The organism is Marinimicrobium alkaliphilum (genome assembly GCF_003259155.1).
GTDB lineage: Bacteria > Pseudomonadota > Gammaproteobacteria > Pseudomonadales > Cellvibrionaceae > Marinimicrobium_A > Marinimicrobium_A alkaliphilum.
In genome coordinates, this window is record NZ_QGMQ01000002.1 from 268,908 (window position 1) to 290,956 (window position 22,049).

General features: G+C 59.4%; 26 protein-coding genes. 14 read left to right on the forward strand and 12 right to left on the reverse strand.

All coding sequences use genetic code 11. The annotated features are described in order from the left end of the window. Positions 1-2: 2 nt before the first annotated feature. The 10 genes from rapZ to DKW72_RS04705 all read right to left on the reverse strand — a co-directional run bounded on the left by rapZ (position 3) and on the right by DKW72_RS04705 (position 7,955). Complete coding sequence (gene rapZ / locus DKW72_RS04660; protein WP_111641158.1) at positions 3-875, reverse strand: RNase adapter RapZ; 873 nt, start codon at positions 873-875, stop codon at positions 3-5. 32 nt (positions 876-907) lie between these two features. Then, positions 908-1,360, reverse strand: a complete 453-nt coding sequence (gene ptsN, locus DKW72_RS04665) for a PTS IIA-like nitrogen regulatory protein PtsN (RefSeq protein ID WP_111641159.1) — start codon at positions 1,358-1,360, stop codon at positions 908-910. A gap of 5 nt (positions 1,361-1,365) precedes the next feature. After that, a complete protein-coding gene (gene hpf, locus DKW72_RS04670) occupies positions 1,366-1,656 on the reverse strand; it encodes a ribosome hibernation-promoting factor, HPF/YfiA family (RefSeq protein WP_111641160.1) in 291 nt (96 codons plus the stop codon). Between the two features lie 135 nt (positions 1,657-1,791). Continuing rightward, entirely contained in the window at positions 1,792-3,327 is a 1,536-nt protein-coding gene (locus DKW72_RS04675; RefSeq protein ID WP_111641161.1) for an RNA polymerase factor sigma-54, read from the reverse strand. A 175-nt stretch (positions 3,328-3,502) separates the two neighbouring features. After that, positions 3,503-4,228 carry an LPS export ABC transporter ATP-binding protein gene (lptB, locus tag DKW72_RS04680; protein WP_111641162.1) on the reverse strand — a complete coding sequence of 242 codons (726 nt, stop codon included), beginning with the start codon at positions 4,226-4,228 and terminating at the stop codon, positions 3,503-3,505. A gap of 7 nt (positions 4,229-4,235) precedes the next feature. Further along, a complete protein-coding gene (gene lptA / locus DKW72_RS04685; RefSeq protein WP_157960392.1) occupies positions 4,236-4,778 on the reverse strand; it encodes a lipopolysaccharide transport periplasmic protein LptA in 543 nt (180 codons plus the stop codon). Continuing rightward, on the reverse strand, positions 4,768-5,349 hold the full coding sequence (lptC, locus tag DKW72_RS04690; protein ID WP_111641164.1) for an LPS export ABC transporter periplasmic protein LptC: 582 nt from the start codon (positions 5,347-5,349) through the stop codon (positions 4,768-4,770). Before lptC ends, lptA begins: the two co-directional genes overlap by 11 nt. Continuing rightward, positions 5,346-5,915: a KdsC family phosphatase gene (locus tag DKW72_RS04695; RefSeq protein WP_111641165.1), complete on the reverse strand. Its 570-nt coding sequence runs from the start codon at positions 5,913-5,915 to the stop codon at positions 5,346-5,348. The genes lptC and DKW72_RS04695 overlap by 4 nt, the downstream gene beginning before the upstream one ends. A gap of 18 nt (positions 5,916-5,933) precedes the next feature. Further along, positions 5,934-6,905 (reverse strand): KpsF/GutQ family sugar-phosphate isomerase, encoded by a 972-nt coding sequence (locus DKW72_RS04700; RefSeq protein WP_111641166.1) that lies wholly within the window; start codon positions 6,903-6,905, stop codon positions 5,934-5,936. A 90-nt stretch (positions 6,906-6,995) separates the two neighbouring features. Beyond that, positions 6,996-7,955 carry a calcium/sodium antiporter gene (locus DKW72_RS04705; protein ID WP_111641167.1) on the reverse strand — a complete coding sequence of 320 codons (960 nt, stop codon included), beginning with the start codon at positions 7,953-7,955 and terminating at the stop codon, positions 6,996-6,998. Between the two features lie 163 nt (positions 7,956-8,118). Between DKW72_RS04705 and DKW72_RS04710 the strand changes: the two genes are divergently transcribed. The 5 genes from DKW72_RS04710 (at position 8,119) to hisD (ending at position 12,378) form a co-directional block, all read left to right on the forward strand. After that, positions 8,119-8,742: an MlaC/ttg2D family ABC transporter substrate-binding protein gene (locus tag DKW72_RS04710; protein WP_111641168.1), complete on the forward strand. Its 624-nt coding sequence runs from the start codon at positions 8,119-8,121 to the stop codon at positions 8,740-8,742. Positions 8,743-8,821: 79 nt separating this feature from the next. Continuing rightward, positions 8,822-9,061: a BolA family protein gene (locus tag DKW72_RS04715; protein WP_111641169.1), complete on the forward strand. Its 240-nt coding sequence runs from the start codon at positions 8,822-8,824 to the stop codon at positions 9,059-9,061. A gap of 77 nt (positions 9,062-9,138) precedes the next feature. Then, positions 9,139-10,401, forward strand: a complete 1,263-nt coding sequence (gene murA / locus DKW72_RS04720) for a UDP-N-acetylglucosamine 1-carboxyvinyltransferase (protein WP_111641170.1) — start codon at positions 9,139-9,141, stop codon at positions 10,399-10,401. Positions 10,402-10,409: 8 nt separating this feature from the next. After that, positions 10,410-11,048, forward strand: coding sequence for an ATP phosphoribosyltransferase (gene hisG / locus DKW72_RS04725; RefSeq protein WP_111641171.1), 639 nt, complete (start codon positions 10,410-10,412; stop codon positions 11,046-11,048). Between the two features lie 25 nt (positions 11,049-11,073). Next, on the forward strand, positions 11,074-12,378 hold the full coding sequence (gene hisD, locus DKW72_RS04730; protein ID WP_111641172.1) for a histidinol dehydrogenase: 1,305 nt from the start codon (positions 11,074-11,076) through the stop codon (positions 12,376-12,378). 5 nt (positions 12,379-12,383) lie between these two features. On the opposite strand, the gene DKW72_RS04735 is transcribed toward hisD, so the two are convergent. Then, the gene (locus tag DKW72_RS04735) at positions 12,384-13,520 is read right to left on the reverse strand and encodes a trypsin-like peptidase domain-containing protein (RefSeq protein WP_111641173.1); all 1,137 of its coding nucleotides are present in this window, start codon (positions 13,518-13,520) and stop codon (positions 12,384-12,386) included. A gap of 36 nt (positions 13,521-13,556) precedes the next feature. Further along, positions 13,557-14,090 (reverse strand): YhcB family protein, encoded by a 534-nt coding sequence (locus tag DKW72_RS04740; RefSeq protein WP_111641174.1) that lies wholly within the window; start codon positions 14,088-14,090, stop codon positions 13,557-13,559. Positions 14,091-14,317: 227 nt separating this feature from the next. Here DKW72_RS04740 and DKW72_RS04745 point away from each other — a divergent pair, with 227 nt between their 5' ends. From DKW72_RS04745 to DKW72_RS04785, 9 genes are all read left to right on the forward strand, one after another. After that, on the forward strand, positions 14,318-14,992 hold the full coding sequence (locus DKW72_RS04745; RefSeq protein WP_111641175.1) for an alpha/beta hydrolase: 675 nt from the start codon (positions 14,318-14,320) through the stop codon (positions 14,990-14,992). Next, positions 14,989-16,104 carry a cell division protein ZapE gene (zapE, locus tag DKW72_RS04750; protein ID WP_111641176.1) on the forward strand — a complete coding sequence of 372 codons (1,116 nt, stop codon included), beginning with the start codon at positions 14,989-14,991 and terminating at the stop codon, positions 16,102-16,104. The genes DKW72_RS04745 and zapE overlap by 4 nt, the downstream gene beginning before the upstream one ends. 117 nt (positions 16,105-16,221) lie before the next feature. Further along, on the forward strand, positions 16,222-16,650 hold the full coding sequence (gene rplM, locus DKW72_RS04755; RefSeq protein WP_111641177.1) for a 50S ribosomal protein L13: 429 nt from the start codon (positions 16,222-16,224) through the stop codon (positions 16,648-16,650). Positions 16,651-16,664: 14 nt separating this feature from the next. After that, entirely contained in the window at positions 16,665-17,057 is a 393-nt protein-coding gene (rpsI, locus tag DKW72_RS04760) for a 30S ribosomal protein S9 (RefSeq protein WP_111641178.1), read from the forward strand. A 235-nt stretch (positions 17,058-17,292) separates the two neighbouring features. Beyond that, complete coding sequence (petA, locus tag DKW72_RS04765) at positions 17,293-17,886, forward strand: ubiquinol-cytochrome c reductase iron-sulfur subunit (protein ID WP_111641179.1); 594 nt, start codon at positions 17,293-17,295, stop codon at positions 17,884-17,886. A 3-nt stretch (positions 17,887-17,889) separates the two neighbouring features. Then, positions 17,890-19,938, forward strand: coding sequence for a ubiquinol-cytochrome c reductase (locus DKW72_RS04770; RefSeq protein ID WP_111641180.1), 2,049 nt, complete (start codon positions 17,890-17,892; stop codon positions 19,936-19,938). 77 nt (positions 19,939-20,015) lie between these two features. Next, on the forward strand, positions 20,016-20,654 hold the full coding sequence (locus tag DKW72_RS04775) for a glutathione S-transferase N-terminal domain-containing protein (protein ID WP_111641181.1): 639 nt from the start codon (positions 20,016-20,018) through the stop codon (positions 20,652-20,654). Between the two features lie 62 nt (positions 20,655-20,716). Beyond that, entirely contained in the window at positions 20,717-21,118 is a 402-nt protein-coding gene (locus DKW72_RS04780; RefSeq protein WP_111641182.1) for a ClpXP protease specificity-enhancing factor, read from the forward strand. 139 nt (positions 21,119-21,257) lie between these two features. Next, the gene (locus tag DKW72_RS04785) at positions 21,258-21,875 is read left to right on the forward strand and encodes a Yip1 family protein (RefSeq protein ID WP_111641183.1); all 618 of its coding nucleotides are present in this window, start codon (positions 21,258-21,260) and stop codon (positions 21,873-21,875) included. Positions 21,876-22,049: the final 174 nt, after the last annotated feature.

Consider the following 22,049-nt stretch of genomic DNA (forward strand, 5'->3'; position numbering starts at 1 on the left):
CGTTAGTGGGTCTTCTGGCGGTTGATGTCGCGGTGGCGAACCTGCACGTTATCGTGCGTGGCGGCGACATGTTGGTAGAGCTTTTCGGCCAGGTACACCGAGCGATGCTGGCCGCCGGTGCAGCCGAGGGCAATGGTGATGTAGCTGCGGTTGTTGGCCGAATAGTGGGGCAGCCAGCGGTCCAGGAAGCCAGCCACGTCAGAGTACATTTGATGCACCGTCTCTTCCTGCTCCAGAAACTCGATCACGGCCGGGTCTTTGCCCGTTTGAGGGCGTAGCTCGGGCTTCCAGTGAGGGTTGGGCAGGCAGCGGGCGTCAAATACCAGGTCGGCGTTGACCGGGGACCCGTGTTTGAATCCGAAGGACTCGAACAAAATCGCCATGGTTGATGTGTCGCGTCCCACCACCCGCTGTTTGACCAGATCGCGGAGCTCGTGGAGGTTCAGGTGGCTGGTGTCGAGCACCTGATCAGCGGTGTCGCGAATCGGTTCCAGCAGCGTCTGTTCGGCGGCGATAGCCTCTTTGAGGTTGGTGTGTTTGTCGCTCAGGGGGTGTTTCCGCCGGGTTTCGCTAAAACGTTGAATCAACACCGGTGCCTGGGTGTCGAGAAACAGCACGTGAAAGGGTAGATGGGCGTCCTTGAGGGTTTTGATCAAGGTCGGGAAGACGTTCAGGTCCTGCCAGGCGTTGCGCACGTCGATGCCGATGGCAAACTTCAGATCGTCGCCATTTTTATGAATCTGCATTTGTGCCACCAGCGCGGGCAGCAGGCTCACGGGCAGGTTGTCGATGCAGTTGTAGCCCACATCCTCGAGGACATGCAGGGCCGTACTCTTTCCCGAACCTGACAGTCCGCTGACGATAACCAAATGCATGGTGACGATGTTTCCCTGAATAGGCGGATGAATTAGTGGTTGCCGGTAGCGACCTGAAACAGCGCGTCGTGGCTGTCGGCGCTACGCAGTGCATCGCGAAAGGCACTGTCATTGAGTGCAGCCGCGAGCGCCGCGAGGGTCTGCAGGTGTTCGTCCTGGGCGCGCTCGGGTACCAGCATGGCAAACAGGATGTCTACCGATTCGCCATCAATGGCATCAAAGTCGATCGGATCCTTGAGGGTGATCAGTGCGCCCAGGGTGCCCTCGGCATTCTCCACCCGGCAGTGCGGGATGGCGATACCGTGGCCGATACCGGTCGAGCCCAGACGTTCACGGGCCACCAGGCGGCGGAACAGGTCGTCGGCGTCAATGGCCGGGACGTCCGCCGATATGGTGTTGGCCAGCAGCTCCAGGGCGCGCTTTTTGCTGACTCCCTCAATGCCGCACAGGGTGCGGCCGGGGGTGATGATATCTTTAATTAACATGGGCGTTATCGATGGCTGCGGAGTTTTTCTTTGTGTTTGATCAACTGTCGGTCGAGCTTGTCGGCGAGCATGTCGATGGCGGCGTACATATCTTCGGAGGTGGCATCGGCAAACAGGTCCTTGCCGCTCACATGGACGGTAGCTTCGGCTTTCTGGTCCAGCTTCTCAATGGTCAAGATCACCTGGGTTTTGGTTATCCGGTCGTGATGGTTGGTTAAGCGCTCAAGTTTGCTGTTGACGTAGTCGCGCAGGGCATCGGTAATTTCCAGGTGGTGACCGCTGATGGTGATTTGCATAGATACGTCCTCTTCTTTTGGGGCTGCACCGGGCGGGAACAGCCCGCTCGGCTGATGTCTTCGGTTATCGCTGGCTTGCCGACCGTCCACCCTTCAGCATAGCAGTGGCTTTGCAAGAGTTCATGCCCCCGTGCACTAAACCAGCCGTTTACGTTCGTTGGAAGGCGGTATGCCAAGAGATTCACGGTACTTGGCGATGGTGCGCCGGGCCACTTTAATGCCCTGCTCAGCCAGCAGCGCGGTAATCTTACTGTCACTCAAGGGCTTTTTCGTGCTTTCCCCGGCGACCAGCTTCTTGATCATGGCCCTGATGGCGGTCGATGAGCACTCGCCGCCCGAGTCGGTGCTGACGTGACTGGAGAAGAAGTACTTGAGCTCGTAGATACCCTGCGGGGTGTGCATATACTTCTGCGTCGTCACTCGGGAGATGGTGGATTCGTGCATCTCCACCAGCTCGGCGATGTCGTGCAGGACCAGCGGCTTCATAGCCTCAGCGCCGTGCTCGAGAAATTCGCGCTGTTTCTCAACGATACAGGTGGCCACTTTAAGCAGGGTCTCGTTGCGGCTCTGCAGGCTCTTTAGGAACCAGCGGGCCTCTTGCAGGTTGTCTTTGAGGAAGGTGTTGTCCGAGCTGGAGTCCGCCCGCTTGACCATCGAGGCATAGTCAGTGTTGATGCGCAGGCGCGGCGCGATATCCGGGTTGAGCTCGACGCTCCAGCGGCCGTGGAGTTTACGCACAAACACATCCGGCACGACATACTCGGTTTCGCCGGTGTCGATCGCGTCGCCGGGGCGCGGGTTGAGCGCCTGAATAAGGGCGATGGCCTGTCCCAGCTCCGCTTCCTTCAGGCGCGTGCGGCGCATCAGCTGGCGGTAGTCGCGGCTGCCCAGCAGCCCGAGGTGCTGGCGCACGATCAGCTCGGCAGCTTCCAGTTGTGGCGTTTCCCGGGGCAGTTGCTGGAGTTGCACCAACAGGCATTCGGACAGATCCTGGCTGGCCACGCCAATCGGGTCAAATTGCTGGATGCGGTGTTGCACGGCAACCACCTCGTCGTACTCCAGCTCGCCCCAGTTGTCGTCGTCCCAGTCGCTACTCAAGCCCTCGTGAATATCGCTGAGTGGGGTCGAGAGCATGCCGCCGGGCTCTACGGCATCGATAATGGCCATGGCGATTACCCGGTCCTGGTCGGACATGGGGGTCAGGTTCAGCTGCCACATCAGGTGATCGTACAGGGATTCAGTGGTGCCACGGCGGCTGTCGTAGTCGCCGTCCTCGCCGTCGTAAGGGGTGCTGGCGCCGGCAGGGCCACTGGCCTGGTAGACGTCGTCCCAGCTGGTGTCGACGGGCAGGTCCTCGGGGATAGCGTCATTCCAGTCGCTGCCCTCCTCGGCGCTGCCTTCACTGGCGTCACCACGGCGATCGTCGGTGTCGGCACTCGGTTTTTCCGGATCGCGGGTGTTTTCGCGCGAGTCGTAGTCACGCTCGTCGGTGCCGCTGTCGGACTCGCCATCGCCGACTTCCTCGACTTCGAGCATGGGATTGGAGTCTAGGGCCTCCTGAATCTCCTGCTGCAGGTCGAGTGTCGAGAGCTGCAGCAAGCGGATAGCCTGTTGCAGTTGGGGCGTCATGGTCAGCTGCTGACCGAGTTTTAGCTGGAGAGATTGTTTCATCGCCGGTTAAGCCAAACTCCTCGTCACCGAAAAATGCGAATGGTTACTGCGAGTTTAGTCAGTGTCACGGCGCCAGGCAATATCTGTAAGCAATGTTTATGCCTGTTCTATGAAAATAGCTTTTTGTCAAGCCCTCTAAGGCGCGCCGTATGGGTGTATACCGTTTTCTGAGGGGCTAGAGGTGAAAGTTTTCACCCAGGTAGACCTGGCGGACTTTCTCGTTGGCGAGCACGTCCTGAGGGCTGCCCTCAGCAATAATATGGCCTTCGCTGACGATATAGGCTTCCTCGCAGATATCCAGGGTTTCACGCACGTTGTGATCGGTGATCAAAACCCCAATACCCCGGTCGCGCAGGTGACGCACGATCTGCTTGATGTCGGAGACCGAAATCGGGTCGACCCCGGCGAAGGGCTCATCGAGCAGAATGAACTGTGGCTCGGTGGCCAAGGCGCGGGCAATCTCAACGCGTCGGCGCTCCCCGCCAGACAGGGCCATGCCCAGGTTGTCCTTGATGTGAGTGATGTGAAACTCACGGATCAGGGCGTCGAGCTTGGCCAGGCGCTGCTTGCGGTTGAGCTCTTTACGGGTTTCGAGAATGGCCATGATGTTGTCGGCCACAGTGAGCTTTCGAAATACCGACGCCTCCTGGGGCAGATAGCCAATGCCCGCGCGCGCCCGACCGTGGATCGGCAGGTGGGTAATGTCATTGTCATCGATGCCGACTTTGCCGGCGTCAGCCGGCACCAGCCCGGCGATCATGTAAAAACAGGTGGTTTTACCGGCGCCGTTGGGGCCCAGCAAACCGACGATTTGCCCAGCGGATACGTTGAGAGACACGTCGATAACGACCTTGCGGCCACTGTAGCTTTTGGCCAGATTGTGTGCGTACAGAGTAGGCATACGGCGATCAATCCTCGGCGGGGGTGCGTGTGCGGGGCGGTATGACCATTTCTACCCGGGGGCTGTCGGAGTCGCGCTCGCCGGTGATGTTGACCAGGTCTTCGAGCATGTTGTAATTGATGCGGTTGCCCGACATGGTTGAACCGTCCTGTTCGAGGCTGGCGTTGCGCAGCAGCAGGACCTGCTCTCGGGCCACATCGTAGTCAATGGCATCGGCCCGGGCGTGCATGGGGCCGCGCTCGGGGTCGCGCCGCTGCTGCAGGTGTGCCGGGCTGCCATGGGCTTCGACGCGCTCGACGTCGTTGGCCTCGTTGGTATGGATAATCACCTTGTCTGCTTCAATACGCATGCTGCCCTGGCGCATACGCACATCACCTTCGTAGGTGGTGATGCCTCGACGTTGATCGAGTTCGGCGCGATCGGCCTCGATATGGATGGGCTGTTCGCGGTCATCGGGTAGGGCGCTGGCCACCAAAGGCAGGCTCAGAACCAATGCCAGCAGCCACTGAGGGCTCCGGGGCTGGCGTATACGGGAGTAATCAGGGTTCATAATCCCCTCTGACATTGGCTAAAAGTTCAATTCGGTCCTGGTCCAGGTAGGCGCGCATGCCGATCGAGCGGGTCACCCCCTGAGGGGTGCGAATGGTAACAGCTTTGTCGGTTTGTGCGAATTGTTGTTCCGGGCGCAACTCCAGCCGCTCGGTGGTGAGTTCCAGGAGTCCGCCGTCGACCGGTCGCTTCCAACCCCTAACCTGACCCTCGAGGGTGACGCGTTCGCCTTCTTCTTCACTCCGACCGGTATCGGCACGCACTTGCCAGGGTGCGTCGCCGTCGGCACTGTGGAAAGTCATTTCCGGGTTGTGAAAAAGGATATAGTCGCGGGGGCTGGTGCGGCCAGGGGATTGCTGGAAGTGCTCGACTTCGGGGGCAGCCAATTGATACCCAAGGGCGCCCTCGGCGTCATACTCCCAGCTTTGGGCGCCGCGCAGGTAAGCATTCGGAAAGCGTTCATCGGCCTCTGGCGGCGGCGCCAGCAATTCCCGTGGGTCGGAGTCCCAAAAGGCCACCACCAAAAAAACCACCAGGGCGCCCAGCCCTCCGAAAATCAGACGGCGATTCAAACCGAGCCCTCCGGTGTGGCCAGATAGGGGGCAAGGCGCTCGTCAAAGCAGCCCTGGGCTTCCATGAGCAGGTCGCAGGCCTCCCGTACTGCACCCTGGCCGCCAGGCGCGTCGCTGCACCAGTGGGCGCGTTCGCGCACGCTCTTGTGGGCGTTGGGTACCGTCAGTGCCAGACCAACCCGGGTCATGACGCCCAGATCCGGCCAGTCGTCACCCATAAAGGCGATATTTTCCAGCGGCAGAGGGCGGTCTGCGCGCAGTTCCTCAAGGGCCAGCCATTTGTCTTCGCGTCCCTGGATCAGCACGGTCACGCCCAGGTCGCGAGCCCGGCGCGCCACCAGGCCGCTGGTGCGACCGGTGATGATGCCTACGGTGACGCCGCTTTTTTGCAGCATCTTGATGCCGTGGCCGTCGAGGGTGCTGAAGGCTTTGTACTCGTTGCCGTCGTTGCTGAAATACAGGCGGCCATCGGTGAGCACGCCGTCGACATCGAGTAGCAGCAGTTTAATGTCGGCGGCGCGCTCTTGCAGGCGCGCCCGTGACAAGGGTTTGCGGGTGTCTTGCATAAATGAATCCATAATCGGTTAGACCACCCCGGCGCGCAGGATATCGTGCATATGCAGCACGCCCACAGGGCGGCGCTGATCGTCTTCGACAATCAGCGCGGTGATTTTGCTGTCTTCCATGATATTCAACGCCTCGGCCGCAAGCGTGGTGTCGCGCAGCGTCTTGGGTGTCCGGTTCATCAGCTCACCGATAGTGGCGGCGTTGATGTCGATGCCCTGGTCGATACTGCGGCGCAGGTCGCCGTCGGTGTAGATGCCCAGCAGGCAGCCCTGATCATCGACCACGGTGGTCATGCCAAAGCCTTTTTCGGTCATCACCAGCAGGGCGTGGGGCAGCGGGGTATTCGGACTGACCCGCGGAATTTCCTCGCCTGCGTGCATGATATCCGAAGCGCGCAACAGCAATTTGCGCCCAAGGGCACCCCCGGGGTGGGAAAAGGCAAAATCCTCCGCGGTAAAGCCGCGCGCCTCGAGCAGTGCGATGGCCAAAGCGTCGCCCATCACCAGTGCGGTCGTCGTGCTGGAGGTCGGCGCGAGCGCCAAAGGACAGGCCTCGTGGGGGACGCTGACATCCAGGTGCACTTCCGAGACTTCTGCCAGCGGCGACGCCGGATTGCCGGTCATACTGATGATGGGGGTCCCCATGCGCTTGAATAAGGGCAACAGCGTCAGGATCTCAGTGGAGGTGCCGGAGTAGGAGATGGCCACCACCAGATCGCCAGGGGTAATCATGCCCAGGTCGCCGTGGCTGGCTTCGCCCGGGTGTACAAAGTAGGCGGGGGTACCGGTGCTGGCCAGGGTGGCGGCGATCTTCTTGCCGATATGGCCGGACTTGCCCATACCGGTGACGATGGTGCGCCCGCCACAGCTGAGAATCAGTTCGCAGGCGCGACTGAATTGGCCGTCGATGCGCTCACCCAGCGCACGCACTGCCTCGGCCTCGGTGGCCACGGTGCGCTGTCCTGAACTGATAAAGTCGAATTCGCTCATGCCTTGCCTGTTGTCAATCCTGATAAGGGCGCCTGGTTGCTCAGGGTGCGCCATTATAGCTTACCTGAGCAGGTGTTGCTGGGCGGGGGGTCAGCCGCTGAAGAGCCAGACGTAATAGCCACAGTAACTGGCCAGCAGCGCCACGCCCAGCGCTCTGCCCAGGTGCGCCTGAGGGCGGCGCAGTGCCCAAACAATGGCGCCCACCAGTATCAAAGTGATCGCCGCCATGGTGATAAAATCCCGGGTGAACACCTCGGGGGCCATGGCTGGTTGTTGAATCACGGCCGGGATGGCCATGACCATCAGAAGATTGAAAATGTTTGAGCCGATGATATTGCCCAAGGCAATATCGTGGTGGCCGCGCAGGGCGCTGACCACCGAGGCGGCCAGCTCCGGCAGGCTCGTACCGACCGCAATAACCGTAAGCCCTACAATCAACGGGCTGACCCCCAGTGCCAAGGCGATGGTCTGGGCGCCCCAGACCAGCACTTCGGCGCTGGCAATCAGAAGCGCGAGGCCGACAATAAACCACAGGATCGCGGGTGCACGGCTCATGCTCGGGAGTGTTTGGTCGGCCAGATCCCTGGTTTTGCCCCGCATCAGCAGGTAGAGCGCCAGGGGTAGGGCCGCGAGCAACAACCAGCCCTCCCAGGCGTGGAGGTGGCCCCCGACCAGCAGTGCGCCGGAGAGTGCTGTGACCGCGAGCAGTACCGGCAGTTCGCGTTGGGACAAATGGCGTTTGACGGGCAGAGGCGCGATAAGTGCTGTGATCGCCAGCACCAGGGCTATATTGGCGATGTTTGACCCGAGGGCATTGCCCACGGCGAGCTCGCCGGCCTGACGCAGGGCGGCGCTAAAGGACACCACAATTTCAGGCGCCGAGGTGCCAAACGAGACAATGGTCAGGCCGATGACCAGTTTCGAGACCCCGGCGTGATGGGCCAGCGCCGCGCCGCCACTGACAAAGCGATCCGCGCTCCACAGGACCCCGATAAAGCCGCCGATGACGGCCAGCAGCGGGAGCCAGAGGGGCGACAGTATTGCTATCATGGTATGGTCCTGGGCGGGTGTATCGGCGTTGACGCAATGGTATAGTGCGGCAGTCCGTCTGTCAGCCGCGATTGTGTCCCGAGAGGGCACCTGTGGGCAGTTTTGCAGTCCAAGGCGCTGACCCGTTCAGTATCGGGCAAACTCATGCATTAAGGAAACGATCATGTTCAGACAAATAGTACTCCCCTCTGCATTGTTGGCCGTCCTGGCGTTGTTCGGGGCTGTAGCTCAGGCTGACACCGCCGAGTCCGAGCCGCACGCGGTGGTGGAACAGGTCACCGAAACCATTATGGAGAAAGTCCAGGCCTACGCCCGCGGCGACTTGAGTGGCCAGGCCTACGAGCAGGCGATCTCGGAAGCCCTGGAGCCGGTGGTGGATTTTCCCTTCATTGCCCGGGTGGTCATGGGCAATCACGGTGAGGGTGCCAGCGAAGAGCAGATCAGAACCTTCGCCGAGGAGTTCAAGCGCGGTCTGGTCACCACCTATTCTCGCGGCTTGGCCAGTTATGCGAGCAGCACTATCCGCTTGCGCGGGCCGAACGAGAGCACTGAGGGCAAGAACCGAGTCAGTGTTCATCAGGAGGTACGCGACGGCAGTGAGAGCCATCGGCTGTCCTACACGATGATGCGTAACCGCGCCGGTGAATGGAAAGTGACCAATGTGATCCTTGATGGTGTCAACCTCGGTCAGTCCTTCCGCAGCCAGTTCAATCAGTCCATGCGCCAGTATGGCAATGACATCGATAAGGTGATCGCCAACTGGATCGATGACGCCGACGACATCTGATCTTCGACCCCGGGCGCTCCGGGTGGGGTGCGTTTGTCGCCCGCATTGGGTAGAATTCGCCTTTTGCCTGGGGTGAGCTATGCAACCTGAAAACATCAAGACACTGATCGAAACCGAAATGCCCGGCAGCCAAGCGCAAGTCAGTATCGACGGCAGCCATGTGAGCCTGGTGGTGATCAGCGAAGAATTTGCCGGTCTGTCGCCGGTCAAAAAGCAGCAGCGTGTCTATGCGATCCTGAACGATGCGATCAGTAGTGGCACCATCCATGCCGTACACATGAAAACCCTGACCCCTGACGAGTGGGCCCAGCAGCAATAATACGCCAACCCCGAATCGCGGTTCGGGGCAAAAATACGATCGCTCACGTTTTAGTGGGCTGGGATGCCAGGAACACCATGGATAAATTGATGATCAAAAACGGGGGCCCGCTCAACGGAGAAATCCGTATCTCCGGCTCCAAGAACTCGGCCCTGCCTATTTTGGCGGCTACCCTGTTGGCGGATGGGCCAGTGCATATCTGCAATATGCCGCACCTGAACGACATCACCACAATGCTTGCGCTGCTGCGCTGTATGGGCGTAGGTGTGACCATCGACGAGCGCATGTGCGTAGAGATTGACCCGTTGAGTATCAACGACTTCACCGCGCCCTACGAGCTTGTCAAGACCATGCGCGCCTCGATTCTGGTGCTGGGACCGATTCTGGCGCGCCATGGCGAAGCCAATGTGTCCTTCCCCGGCGGCTGCGCCATTGGCAGTCGTCCGGTGGATATCCACCTGCGCGGGCTCGAAGCCATGGGTGCCCAGATCGATGTGGATGAAGGTTATATTCGTGCCCGGGTCGACGGTCGACTGAAAGGTGCCCATATTTTGATGGACACAGTGACAGTCGGTGGCACCGAGAACCTGCTGATGGCGGCGGCTTTGGCTGATGGCATCACGGTTCTGGAGAACGCGGCGCGCGAGCCTGAAGTGGTCGACTTGGCCAACTGTCTGGTGGCTATGGGTGCCCAAATCGACGGTATCGGCACGCCAACGCTGACGATCCGAGGTGTTGAACGCCTGGAGGGCTGTACCTATACGGTGATGCCAGATCGGATTGAGACCGGCACCTATCTGGTTGCCGCTGCCGCGACCCGGGGCCGCGTCAAGCTTAAGGATACACGCGAAGATATTCTCGAAGGCGTGCTCTTGAAGCTGGAGGAGGCCGGTGCCCACATCAGCACCGGCAAGGATTGGATCGCGCTCGACATGAAGGGCAATCGCCCGCGTGCCGTCAATTTGCGGACCATGCCCTACCCTGGTTTCCCTACGGATATGCAGGCGCAGTTTACTGCCATGAATGCTGTTGCCGAGGGCAGCTCGTCGGTAACCGAGACCATTTTTGAGAACCGCCTGATCCAGGTGCATGAGCTCAATCGTATGGGGGCTGATATCAAGCTCGAAGGTAATACGGCGATCATCAAGGGCGTTGAGCGCCTCAAAGGCGCACCGGTGATGGCGACCGATCTGCGCGCCTCGGCCAGCCTGGTTATTGCGGGCATGGTGGCTGAAGGCACGACACTGGTTGATCGGATTTACCACATCGATCGCGGTTATGAATGTATTGAGGAAAAATTGCAGATGCTCGGCGCCGATATTCGCCGGGTAACTGGCTGAGTCCTATTATGAGTGAAACCCTGACTTTTGCCCTGACCAAGGGCCGTATTCTGGAAGAGACCTTGCCGTTACTTAAAGCGGCTGGCATCGAGCCGTTGGAAGATATCAGCAAAAGCCGCAAGCTGGTGTTTGAAACCGACCAGCCCGGCGTGCGCTTGTTGATTCTGCGCGGCTCGGACGTACCCACCTATGTTCAGTTTGGTGCGGCCGATATGGGGATTTCCGGTAAGGATACCCTGATGGAAAATGGCGCCGACGGCCTCTATGAGCCGCTCGACCTGAACATTGCCCGTTGCCGTCTGATGACGGCGGGCATCAAAGGTGTACCGCGCAAAAGTGGGCGCCTGCGCGTGGCCACCAAATACGTCAATATTGCCAAGCAGTACTATGCCACCCAAGGCCGGCAAACGGACATGATCAAGCTTTATGGCGCGATGGAATTAGCGCCGATCATGCATTTGGCGGATGAAATTGTGGACATTGTTGACACCGGCAATACCCTGCGTGCCAACGGCCTTGAGGCGCGCGAGCTGATCGCTGACATCAGCTCGCGCCTGATCGTCAATAAGGCTTCGATGAAGATGAAACACGCCCGAATTCAGGGTGTGATCGACGCGATCGCAGAGGCGGTCGCCAACCCGGCCTAGGGCCAGATACCCACAGGAAACCATTATGTCCGACATGATTGCCCGACTCGATGCCAACCAGCCCGATTTTGCCGAGCGCCTCGACGCGCTTCTGGCCTGGGACTCGGTGTCGGATCATCATGTGGCGGATGTGGTGACTGAAATTCTCGCGGCGGTGCGCAGTCGCGGCGATGCGGCGGTATTGGAATACACCAATCGTTTCGATCGGCGCAGTGCCGACTCCGTGGCGGCGCTGGAGATCAGTCAGGCTCAGTTGCAGGCCGCGCTCAGTGAGATCTCGCCTGCCCAACGCGAGGCGCTGGAAACCGCCGCCGAACGTGTGCGTCGCTATCACCAGCGCCAACGTCAGGAGAGCTGGCAGTACACGGAAGCCGATGGCACCGTGCTCGGTCAGCAGATTACCGCGATGGAAAAAGTCGGACTTTATGTGCCCGGGGGCAAAGCCTCCTACCCATCGTCGGTGCTGATGAACGCGATTCCGGCCAAGGTCGCCGGTGTCGATGAGGTGGTTATGGTGGTGCCTGCACCGGATGACAGGCTCAACCCCATGGTGCTCGCGGCGGCGGCGATTGCCGGGGTCGACCGGGTGTTTACCGTGGGTGGCGCCCAGGCCGTAGCGGCCCTGGCCTACGGCACCGAGACCGTGCCCCGAGTGGATAAAATTGTGGGGCCGGGGAATATCTTTGTGGCTACGGCCAAGCGCGCCGTGTTTGGCCAGGTGGCGATCGATATGATTGCCGGGCCATCGGAGATTCTGGTGATCTGTGACGGCGAGACCGACCCCGAGTGGATCGCCTACGACCTGTTCAGTCAGGCTGAGCACGATGAGCAGGCTCAATCCATTCTGCTGTGCCCGGATGCGAAGTATCTGGATCAGGTGGCGGAGGCCATGGCGCGGCTGTTACCGCAGTTGTCCCGCGCCGACATTGCTCGGGAGTCCCTGGCGCAGCGTGGCGCACTCATCAAGGTCGATAGCCTCGAGCAGGCGGTGACCCTCAGCAACCGGATTGCGCCCGAGCATTTGGAGTTATCGGTGGCCGACCCCGACGCACTGTTGCCGAAGATCCGTCATGCCGGCGCCATTTTTATGGGCCGGCACACGCCCGAGGCGCTGGGAGACTACTGCGCAGGGCCCAATCACGTGCTGCCCACGTCGGGCACGGCGCGCTTTTCGTCGCCGTTGGGGGTGTATGACTTCCAGAAGCGCAGCTCAATCATCAACTGCTCGCCGAGCGGTGCGTCGGTTCTGGGTAAAGTGGCGTCGGTGCTGGCGCGCAGCGAGGATCTTGAAGCGCACGCCATCTCCGCCGAACGCCGTATTCTCGACTGAATCCTTTAACTGCGGCTGGTTTCGATCGGCCGCACGCCCACCTCTGCTTCCAGTTCGAGCGTGTCGCCACCGCGTAACAGGCGGATACGCACCGTGTCGCCTGGAGGGGTTTCAGCCACTTCGTACATCCCGCGCCGACCATCGCCGACGGAAACATCATTGATATGGGTAATCACATCGCCGGGGTTAATACCGGCGCGGTGCGCAGGCCCCTGGCTGTGGACATAGGTGATGATCACCCCTTCGGTGGACTCCAGACCGAAAGATTGGGCCAGGGCGGGGGTCATCTGCTGGGCGTCGAGCCCCAACCAGCCGCGCACCACCGTGCCGTGGGCGACAATGTCGCTCAGGGACTTCATGGCCCAGTCGGCCGGGATGGCAAAACTGATGCCGACCGAATAGCCGGTCTGGTCGAGCATGGCGGTGTTGATGCCCAGTAGGCGGCCTCGGGCATCGACCAGGGCGCCACCGGAGTTGCCCGGATTGATTGCGGCATCGGTCTGGATAAAATTCTCATAGGTATTGATGCCCAGGCCGTAGCGCCCGGTCGCGCTGACAATGCCCTGGGTCACCGTTTGGCCCACCCCGAAGGGGTTGCCGATGGCGAGCACCACATCGCCCACCTGTGCCTGGGCGGGCCGGCCCAGCTCAATAGCGATCAGGTTGTCGAGCTCAATTTTGAGTACCGCCAGGTCACTGTCGGGATCACTACCGACCAGACGCGCACGCGCTTCGCGGCCATCGTGCAGAAGCACCAGAATTTCTTCGGCGCCCTCAATCACGTGATTGTTGGTGAGCAGGTAGCCGTCATCGCTGACGATGACCCCCGAGCCGAGCGCTGATTGCATACGCTGTTGGTAGGGCAGGTCAGAGTTCTCAAAAAAGTGTCGGAACAGCGGGTCATCCATAAGCGGATGGCCGCGGCGCTGGCTGAGCTTGCGGGTATAGATGTTGACCACGGCAGGCGCGGCCCGGCGCACGGCCTCCGAATAGGATACGGGGCTCTCAAAGTCGCTCGACGACGTCGCCTGGCGCTGCCCGTTATTGGCCAGCTGGGGAAACGCCAACAGCGCCGCCAGCGCGGCGATCAGCCCCAAGGCCACTGGCCAGGCCAGGAAACGAAACAGCGGGTGGGTGGCCATATAAGCTCCGGTTACAGTGGCGAGGAGAGGGCGCGATCAGTTTTTACGCGCGATCTCCTCGTCCCGATCGACGCCAGTCTCAGTCTCGCTGGTCACCTCGGTCTCGGCCTCGCTTTCGCTCTCGGGCTGCGCCTCGGTATCGTCGAGCCCGTAATCTTCGCTCAGCGCGCCTTTTTCGCCCCGAGGGGCCCAGTCGCGTGGTGGCTCGACGCTGGTGTCCTCGCTGTAGGCATAGGCAGCGGTTTCACTGGACAACAAGTGGCCTTTCGCCGACTCCAGGATTTGTCGGCTGATGGCGGGCGTGGCAAGTTTGAGCGCACCTTTGGCCAGATGCTCATGCACATCCCGGTAGCTCTGGGTCAGATTGTTGACCAATGCAGAGGTCTCGCCAAAGTGCTGGGCGACGTCGTGCTGATAGTTTTTCAGGGCGTTTTCTGCCTCTGCAACCCGGCGCTCCATTTCGCGCGAATAGGTGTGACTGCGCAGTGCGTTGAGCAGTGCTGCCCCCGCTGCCGCGCCTGCGATCAGGCAGATAATGCCAGTAAACACCAAGGCTCCAAATGAATACACAAAACACTCCTTAAACGTTGAGTCAAATACTGCCGAGCTTCAGTGGGCAAGGATGCCCTTCTTACGTAAAAGTCTAGCCCGAACTGTGCCGTGCTGCTCGTGAGCGTGCAAGGCGCCATTTGTGAAAGTGTGAAACCGGACCGACGTTCAGGTTATTATACGGACTTTTTCGCTCGGGGCGGTGCTTTTGGGCGAGGAATTCCCCCAACAGCCAGGGCCTGGAAATAATGACGCTATTCTCGCAAAACCCCGGTGCAATTACCATTGATGGCCCCTGCGGGGCGCTCGAAGCGCGCCTGACTCCGGCTGCGAACGAGGGCATGCTCGGCGCGGGGTGGCTGGCGCTGGTGTGCCACCCGCACCCGCAACATGGAGGCACCATGAATAACAAGGTGGTGACCACGCTGGAGCGTTGTTACCGGGATCTGGGCGCCGAGGTCATTTGTTTCAATTTTCGTGGCGTCGGCGCCAGTGCAGGGACGTTTGACCATGCTGTGGGCGAGGTGGACGATCTGTGCGCTGTGGCTGAGTGGGCCAGGCGCCAGGCGCCGGACGCCAAGTTGCTGTTGGCCGGTTTTTCATTTGGGTCGTCGGTGGCCGCCCAGGCGGCGCATCGCCTGGACGGGGTCCGCCACCTGACGCTGGTCGCCCCGCCCGTGGAGCGCTATCCCTACGACCGGGACGGAGGCTTCCCCTGTCCTGTATGCGTGCTGCAGGGGCTGGAGGACGAGCGGGTGGATGTGCCCGGTGTCCAGGCCTGGACAGATGCCCTGCGGACGCCAGCGCGCTGGCTGCCTTTCCCCGCCGCTGGCCACTTTTTTCACGGCAAGCTGACGCCCATGAAGCGGGCCCTGGCCGATGCCCTTAGTGAGCAGCTCAAGCTTGAGGAGCGCCCACGATGAGTCATCAGGACGGTCCGCAGCGGCGCTATGAACGTGACCTGGAGTCCGGCAACTTTACCCGCGACCCCGCCCAGGCTGAGGCGGTTGAGCACCTGCAGCGGCTCTATGAGGCGCTTGTTGCCGGGGACCGCCGGCGGCCCGGCCCGCTGGCGAGAGCCTGGCAGCGCCTGCGTCCGCCCCGACGCACGCCGGTAACGGGGCTCTATTTTTGGGGCGGGGTGGGTCGAGGCAAGACCTGGCTCATGGATAACTTCTACGAGAGCCTGCCCTTTGAGGACAAGCTGCGCTCGCACTTTCACCGCTTTATGCGCCGGGTCCACGCCGAGCTTAAATCGCTCGACGGCGAAAAAAACCCGCTCGAGCAGGTGGCAGAGCGCATCAGTCGTGATGCCCGGGTGATTTGCTTTGACGAGTTTTTTGTCTCGGATATCGCTGACGCGATGATTTTGGCGACGCTGCTGGACGGTTTGTTTCGCCGGGGGGTGACCTTGGTGGCGACATCGAATATCGTGCCCGATGGCCTCTATCGCGACGGTCTGCAGCGCGGGCGCTTCCTGCCGGCGATCGAATTACTGAAAACCCACACCCGAGTGGTCAATATTGACGGTGGCGTTGACTATCGTCTGCGAGCCCTGGAGCAGGCCGAGCTTTACCACGCGCCGCTGGATGAAAGTGCCGACGAAAGTCTGATGGCCAGCTTTCGCGGTCTGGTACCGGCCGAGGGTGAGATCCGTCAGGAGGTTCCGCTCGAGGTCGAGGGGCGGCGCATCCATGCCCGCTATGTGGGGGAGGACGTCGCCTGGTTTGAATTTGCCGCTCTGTGTGACGGCCCGCGCTCGCAGAACGACTATATCGAGCTGGCGCGCGAGTTTCATGCCATCATTATCAGCAACGTACCGGGGATGGGGCGCGCCAATGACGATCAGGCTCGGCGCTTTATCAACCTGGTGGATGAATTCTATGACCGTCAGGTGAAGCTGGTTCTGTCCGCCGCAAGGCCGCTGACCGAACTCTATAGTGAAGGCCGCCTGAATTTCGAGTTTGAGCGCACCGTGAGCCGGCTGCTGGAAATGCAGAGCCATGACTACCTGGCCAAGCCTCACAGGCCCTGAGGGCCGGGGAGGGTGGTTAAAAAACCCGCAAGACCCCCTTGAAAAACACTGGACGCTTATGTAGTATTCGCGCTCGTTTGTGGGAAGCACCCCTCCTATTTTCAAGGCAGGTACAACATGAAGACATACAGTGCTAAACCTGAAACAGTCATCCATGACTGGTTCGTCGTCGATGCAGACGGCAAGACCCTGGGCCGCATGGCCTCAGAGATTGCCACTCGCCTGCGCGGCAAGCATAAGCCGGAGTTCACACCGCACGTGGACACTGGCGATTACATTGTCGTTATCAACGCGGAGAAAGTGCGCGTTACCGGTAACAAGGCTAAAGACAAGCTTTACTATCACCATACCGGTTACATCGGTGGCATCAAGTCGATCAGCTTCGAACAGCAGATCGCTAAGGCTCCCGAGCGCACTATCCAATCAGCTGTCAAAGGCATGTTGCCCCGGGGTCCCCTGGGTCGCGCCATGTATAAAAAGCTGAAAGTGTACGCAGGCAGTGAGCATCCGCACACTGCTCAGCAACCGAAAGCACTGAACATTTAACCGGGAAGCTGATTATGGCAGATTCACAGTATTACGGCACAGGCCGTCGTAAAACCTCCACTGCCCGGGTGTTCATTACCCCAGGTAAGGGAACCATTGTTATCAATGATCGCCCGATTGAGCAGTATTTCGGCCGCGAAGTGGCACGTATGATCGTGCGCCAGCCGCTGGAAAACGTCGAGATGGTCGACAAGTTCGATGTCAAGGTCACCGTCAAAGGTGGCGGTAGCTTCGGCCAGGCCGGCGCCATTCGCCACGGTCTGACCCGCGCCTTGATGGAATACGACGAAGCGTTGCGTCAGCCGCTGCGCGCCGCCGGCTACGTTACCCGGGATTCGCGCGCTGTCGAGCGTAAGAAGATCGGTCTGCGCAAGGCGCGCAAGCGTCCGCAGTACTCCAAGCGTTAAGATTTCTGGCCTCCGGCCTTTCCGGTGGGCAGAAACCATGCTTGCAAAAGGAACGCCCAGGTGCCAGAGCTCCTGGGCGTTTTCTTTATCCGGTACGGAAAGATTGAGCTTATCTTGTAAGATGGGCGTATTTTCATTAAGATTGAGCATTTTTTGAAACTCGAAAAATTATGCTAAGCCATTGTTTTCTGGCGAAATTACAGGCCGTCACAAGCTGTTAGGGGAGATTTCCGTCATGAGTAATGACGCTGTAAACGTAACGCGCCGCCGGGTGCTCACGGCTGCCACCGCGGTGGTGGGTGCTGTGGGTGCTGTAGGTGCTGCTGTACCTTTTGTGGGTTCCTGGAATCCGAGTGCACGTGCCCGGGCCGCCGGTGCCCCGGTGCGGGTGAATATTTCCCGCATGGAGCCGGGTGAAATGGTGACCGTTGAGTGGCGCGGTCGGCCAGTCTATATCGTGCGTCGCACGCGCGAGGCGCTGGCGACTCTGGAGCAGATCGAAGACCGTTTGCGGGACCCGGAGTCCGAAGTCCCCCAGCAGCCCGAGTATGCCCGCAACCGCCACCGCTCCATCAGAGAGGAATATCTGATACTGCTTGGCTTGTGCACCCACTTCGGCTGTGCGCCGACTTTCCGCCCAGATGTGGGCGCCCAGGACCTGGGTGGCGACAGCTGGCTTGGCGGTTTCTTTTGTGCCTGCCACGGGTCGCGTTTTGACATGGCTGGCCGCGTCTTCCGCGGTGTACCGGCACCGACCAACCTCGAAGTGCCCCCGCACGCCTATGAAGGCGACGGCTTGGTCATTATCGGCGTGGATCAGGAGGTTTAATAGATGAGCAAGATGGTAGGACTTTGGAACTGGATTGATAAGCGCCTCCCGGTACAGCGTGCCTGGGATACCCACATGGGCAAGTACTACGCGCCCAAAAACTTCAACTTTTGGTATTTTTTCGGCGTCCTGTCGCTATTGGTGCTGGTGAATCAGCTGGTCACCGGTATCTGGCTGACCATGAACTATGTCCCCTCGCCTGATGACGCCTTCCGCTCTGTTGAGTACATCATGCGCGATGTGGAATATGGCTGGTTACTGCGCTATCTGCACTCCACCGGTGCTTCGGCTTTCTTTGTGGTGGTGTACTTGCACATGTTCCGCGGCCTGATGTACGGCTCCTACAAGGCCCCGCGTGAGCTGGTGTGGATCTTTGGTATGACCATTTACGTGGTGTTGATGGCGGAAGCCTTCCTCGGCTACGTGTTGCCCTGGGGTCAGATGTCCTACTGGGGTGCGCAGGTGATTGTGTCCCTGTTCGGTGCGATCCCTGTGGTGGGTGAAGACCTGGTCCAGTGGATTCGCGGTGATTACCTGATTTCCGGTATTACCCTGAACCGTTTCTTTGCACTGCATGTAGTGGCCCTCCCGATCGTACTGTTGGCGTTGGTAGTGCTGCACATTCTGGCGCTGCACGAAGTGGGTTCCAACAACCCGGACGGCATCGATATCAAGGCCAACAAGGATGAAAACGGTATTCCTAAAGACGGCGTGCCTTTCCACCCCTATTACACGGTGCATGACCTGACCGGTATTGCGGTGTTCCTGTTCGTGTTCTGCTTTATCGTGTTCTTCTTCCCGGAGATGGGTGGGTTCTTCCTGGAGCACCCGAACTTTGAAGAAGCGAACAACCTGATGACGCCGGAGCACATCGCACCGGTGTGGTATTTCACGCCGTTCTACGCGATTCTGCGTGCGATTACGGTCGATGTTGGCCCGCTTGACTCGCGCTTCCTGGGTCTGATGGCGATGGGTGCCGCGATCGCGGTGCTGTTTGTACTGCCCTGGCTGGACCGCAGCCCGGTGCGCTCCATGCGCTATAAAGGCATGTTCAGCCGTGTCGCCCTGATCGTTTTTGTCTCGGCCTTCGTGATTCTGGGTTATCTGGGTGTTCAGCCCTCGACTGCAGGTCGTACGGCACTGGCGCAGATCTGTACCCTGATCTATTTTGCGTACTTTATCGGCATGCCCTTCTGGACCACGCGTGAGAAGACGTCACCGGTGCCCGACCGTGTGCAGAAGAAGGGGCTGCCGCTGCGTTTGACCCTGGGTGGCTTGGCGTTGTTTGCCGTGCTGGTTGTGGTACCGATTGCCGCCGTTGGCGCCGGTGCCCCCAGCTGTGGTGATGTGCCCTGTGACGTAATGAAAACCGACCCGCGCAATAAGGACTCCCTGCAGCGCGGTGCGAAGTGGTACATGAATTACTGCATGGGCTGCCACTCGGTGAAGTTTTCCCGCTACGAGCGTGTCGCTGACGATCTGGATATTCCCCACGACCTGATGCGTGACAACATGATCTTCTCCACCCACCGCATTGGCGAGCGTATGGAGATTTCCATGAGCACGCAGGACGGCGCCGCCTGGTTTGGGGTAGCGCCGCCGGACCTGAGTCTGGTGGCCCGCTCGCGCAGTCCCGAGTGGTTGTACACCTACTTGCGTAACTTTTACCGCGATGACAGCCGCCCGTTCGGCGTCAACAACCGGGTGTTCAGCAACGTCGGCATGCCCCACGCCATGCTTGAGCTGCAAGGCCTGCTGGAGTGTGGTGCAGGGCCAGAGCGCGATCAGCGCGGCAATGTGGTACGCGACGGTGCCGGGAACCCGGTCATTGATGAAAACTGCGGCAATCTCGTTGAAGGTGCAATTAGTGGTAGTATGAGCCAGGACGAGTTCGATCAGGTTACTTACGATCTGGTGAACTTCCTCGCCTACGTCGCTGAGCCTTACAAAGTTGACCGTCAGCGCATTGGGATTTATGTGCTGTTGTTCATTCTGGTTTTCTTTGTTTTTGCTTATCTGCTCAACCGTGAATACTGGAAGGACATCCACTGACACTGGTTTGACGTCGGCGTAACCGGGCGCGCAAGCGCCCGTTTGTGCTTTAAAAACATCTTACAGAGGTGAATCGAATGGGTGTTGTGACCAAGCGCTCCTCCATGGCGCTGTTTTCCGATGCCAGGGATCATTACAGTCATCGGGTCAGAATCGTTCTGGCCGAAAAGGGTGTGTCCGTCGATCTTGTCGACGTCGACCCGAAAAGCAAACCCCAGGAGTTGGCGGATCTCAATCCCTACAACTCACTGCCCACACTGGCTGACCGGGATCTTGCGCTGTATGAATCCAAAGTGATTATGGAATACCTCGACGAGCGTTTCCCGCATCCTCCACTGTTGCCCGTGTACCCGGTGGCGCGCGCGCAAAGCCGCTTGTGGATGCACCGTCTGGAAAAGGACTGGGCACCGCTGGTGGATATCATTGTCGGCGCTAAAAGCAAGGATCAGGCGGCCAAGGCGCGTAAGGAGCTCAAAGAGGGCCTTCTTGCGATCGGTCCGATTTTTGCCGAAATGCCCTTCTTTATGAGCGACGAGTTCACGATCGTTGACTGCTGCCTGGGCCCGATTCTTTGGCGTTTACCGATGCTGGAAATTGAGCTGCCCTCAACTCGGCAGAGCAAGCCCTTGCTGGACTATATGGAGCGCCTGTTTGCGCGCGACTCTTTTCAGCAGAGTTTGAGTGAGTTCGAGCGGGAAATGCGTCCCGCTGCCTGAAGTGAGTAACCGCGGGGCCATCGGCCCCGGTTTTTTATCTGTTCCTGTTACGGAGTTCCTCCATGGCCATGACGTCCAGTCGCCCCTACCTGATGCGTGCGCTTTACGAGTGGATTGTCGACAACGACTGCACCCCCCATATTCTGGTTGATGCACATCTTGAAGGTGTTCTGGTGCCACAGAGTTTCGTGAATAAGGACGGTCAGATCATTCTCAATATCAATCCGACAGCGGTCCAGGATCTGGTGATCGGTGACGACGCGATTCGTTTTAATGCCCGCTTTGGGGGAGTGCCCACGGATCTGTTCATTCCCTGTTATGCGGTGTTGGGCATCTATGCGCGGGAAAATGGTCAGGGTATGGCCTTCGAGCCGGAAACGCCGCCGCCGGCACCGCCGACGCCAGAGGACGATACCCCAACGGGGGTAGAGAAAAAACGTCCCAGTCTTAAAGTGGTTAAATAGCGATCAGAAAAGGCGTTTTTATAACTCTTGATACTTTTTGTGGTTCTTTTTATTGCTAATGTGTCTTTGCAGCACAGGCACCTCTAGCTGATACTAGATCCGTACTTACTATAAGAAAACAAGCAGTTAGGAGTAGCAGATGGCGATTTTACAGCACACCCTGGGCATCCTGGTTAACCCCGATCGCGAGTGGCAACGGATTCGCAACGAAGACCAGTCGTTTTTCAAAGTTTTTATGCTGCACGTGCCGATTCTGGCACTGATTCCTGTGATTGCCGGTTACTTTGGCCTGACCCAAGTAGGTTGGGTGGTGGGTAGCGGTCCGGTGGTGAAGTTGACTCACGAAAGTGCGCTGCTGATTTGCGCCTCCGCGTATATCGCGCAGCTGGTCGTGGTCTATGTGTTGGGCGAGTATATCAACTGGATGTCGCGGACATTCGGTGTGAGTGACAGCGCCAGCAAGCGTCATTACGAGGGCACGGCGTTGGCCGTCTATACAGCGGCGCCTATGATGCTGGCCGGGGTGGTACTCCTTTACCCCCAGCTCTGGCTGGTCGTAGGGGTGCTGGTGGTGGCCGCAGCCTATTCGGTTTATCTGACTTACGAAGGCATTCCGATTCTGATGGACATTCCCAAAGAGCGCGGCTTTATCTACGCCAGCTCGGTAGTCACCGTAGCCTTGGTACTGGCGGTGGTGGTGATGGTGTCCAGCGTGATCATCTGGAGCGCGGGCATGGGCCCGGTGTTCACCAGCTAATTGACATGTTCGGGGTGTGATAGGGCGGCTTCGGCCGCCTTTTTTGTGTCTGGGCGAAAAGCGTTTGAGCTTCACACAAGTGTCACAATTGATGGTTAAAGTGCTTGCCAAGGGTGAGGAGACCTCATCTTTACACACTATGACTTAATGTCCTGACTTGAAGATAACGGAGCG

What these genes read in the sequence shown, in the direction of transcription:
- rapZ (WP_111641158.1), bottom strand. Translation starts at nt 875, where the DNA reads ATGCATTTGGTTATCGTCAGCGGACTGTCAGGTTCGGGAAAGAGTACG.
- ptsN (WP_111641159.1), bottom strand. Translation starts at nt 1,360, where the DNA reads ATGTTAATTAAAGATATCATCACCCCCGGCCGCACCCTGTGCGGCATT.
- hpf (WP_111641160.1), bottom strand. Translation starts at nt 1,656, where the DNA reads ATGCAAATCACCATCAGCGGTCACCACCTGGAAATTACCGATGCCCTG.
- DKW72_RS04675 (WP_111641161.1), bottom strand. Translation starts at nt 3,327, where the DNA reads ATGAAACAATCTCTCCAGCTAAAACTCGGTCAGCAGCTGACCATGACG.
- lptB (WP_111641162.1), bottom strand. Translation starts at nt 4,228, where the DNA reads ATGCCTACTCTGTACGCACACAATCTGGCCAAAAGCTACAGTGGCCGC.
- lptA (WP_157960392.1), bottom strand. Translation starts at nt 4,778, where the DNA reads ATGAACCCTGATTACTCCCGTATACGCCAGCCCCGGAGCCCTCAGTGG.
- DKW72_RS04695 (WP_111641165.1), bottom strand. Translation starts at nt 5,915, where the DNA reads ATGCAAGACACCCGCAAACCCTTGTCACGGGCGCGCCTGCAAGAGCGC.
- DKW72_RS04700 (WP_111641166.1), bottom strand. Translation starts at nt 6,905, where the DNA reads ATGAGCGAATTCGACTTTATCAGTTCAGGACAGCGCACCGTGGCCACC.
- DKW72_RS04705 (WP_111641167.1), bottom strand. Translation starts at nt 7,955, where the DNA reads ATGATAGCAATACTGTCGCCCCTCTGGCTCCCGCTGCTGGCCGTCATC.
- DKW72_RS04710 (WP_111641168.1), top strand. Translation starts at nt 8,119, where the DNA reads ATGTTCAGACAAATAGTACTCCCCTCTGCATTGTTGGCCGTCCTGGCG.
- DKW72_RS04715 (WP_111641169.1), top strand. Translation starts at nt 8,822, where the DNA reads ATGCAACCTGAAAACATCAAGACACTGATCGAAACCGAAATGCCCGGC.
- murA (WP_111641170.1), top strand. Translation starts at nt 9,139, where the DNA reads ATGGATAAATTGATGATCAAAAACGGGGGCCCGCTCAACGGAGAAATC.
- hisG (WP_111641171.1), top strand. Translation starts at nt 10,410, where the DNA reads ATGAGTGAAACCCTGACTTTTGCCCTGACCAAGGGCCGTATTCTGGAA.
- hisD (WP_111641172.1), top strand. Translation starts at nt 11,074, where the DNA reads ATGTCCGACATGATTGCCCGACTCGATGCCAACCAGCCCGATTTTGCC.
- DKW72_RS04735 (WP_111641173.1), bottom strand. Translation starts at nt 13,520, where the DNA reads ATGGCCACCCACCCGCTGTTTCGTTTCCTGGCCTGGCCAGTGGCCTTG.
- DKW72_RS04745 (WP_111641175.1), top strand. Translation starts at nt 14,318, where the DNA reads ATGACGCTATTCTCGCAAAACCCCGGTGCAATTACCATTGATGGCCCC.
- zapE (WP_111641176.1), top strand. Translation starts at nt 14,989, where the DNA reads ATGAGTCATCAGGACGGTCCGCAGCGGCGCTATGAACGTGACCTGGAG.
- rplM (WP_111641177.1), top strand. Translation starts at nt 16,222, where the DNA reads ATGAAGACATACAGTGCTAAACCTGAAACAGTCATCCATGACTGGTTC.
- rpsI (WP_111641178.1), top strand. Translation starts at nt 16,665, where the DNA reads ATGGCAGATTCACAGTATTACGGCACAGGCCGTCGTAAAACCTCCACT.
- petA (WP_111641179.1), top strand. Translation starts at nt 17,293, where the DNA reads ATGAGTAATGACGCTGTAAACGTAACGCGCCGCCGGGTGCTCACGGCT.
- DKW72_RS04770 (WP_111641180.1), top strand. Translation starts at nt 17,890, where the DNA reads ATGAGCAAGATGGTAGGACTTTGGAACTGGATTGATAAGCGCCTCCCG.
- DKW72_RS04775 (WP_111641181.1), top strand. Translation starts at nt 20,016, where the DNA reads ATGGGTGTTGTGACCAAGCGCTCCTCCATGGCGCTGTTTTCCGATGCC.
- DKW72_RS04780 (WP_111641182.1), top strand. Translation starts at nt 20,717, where the DNA reads ATGGCCATGACGTCCAGTCGCCCCTACCTGATGCGTGCGCTTTACGAG.
- DKW72_RS04785 (WP_111641183.1), top strand. Translation starts at nt 21,258, where the DNA reads ATGGCGATTTTACAGCACACCCTGGGCATCCTGGTTAACCCCGATCGC.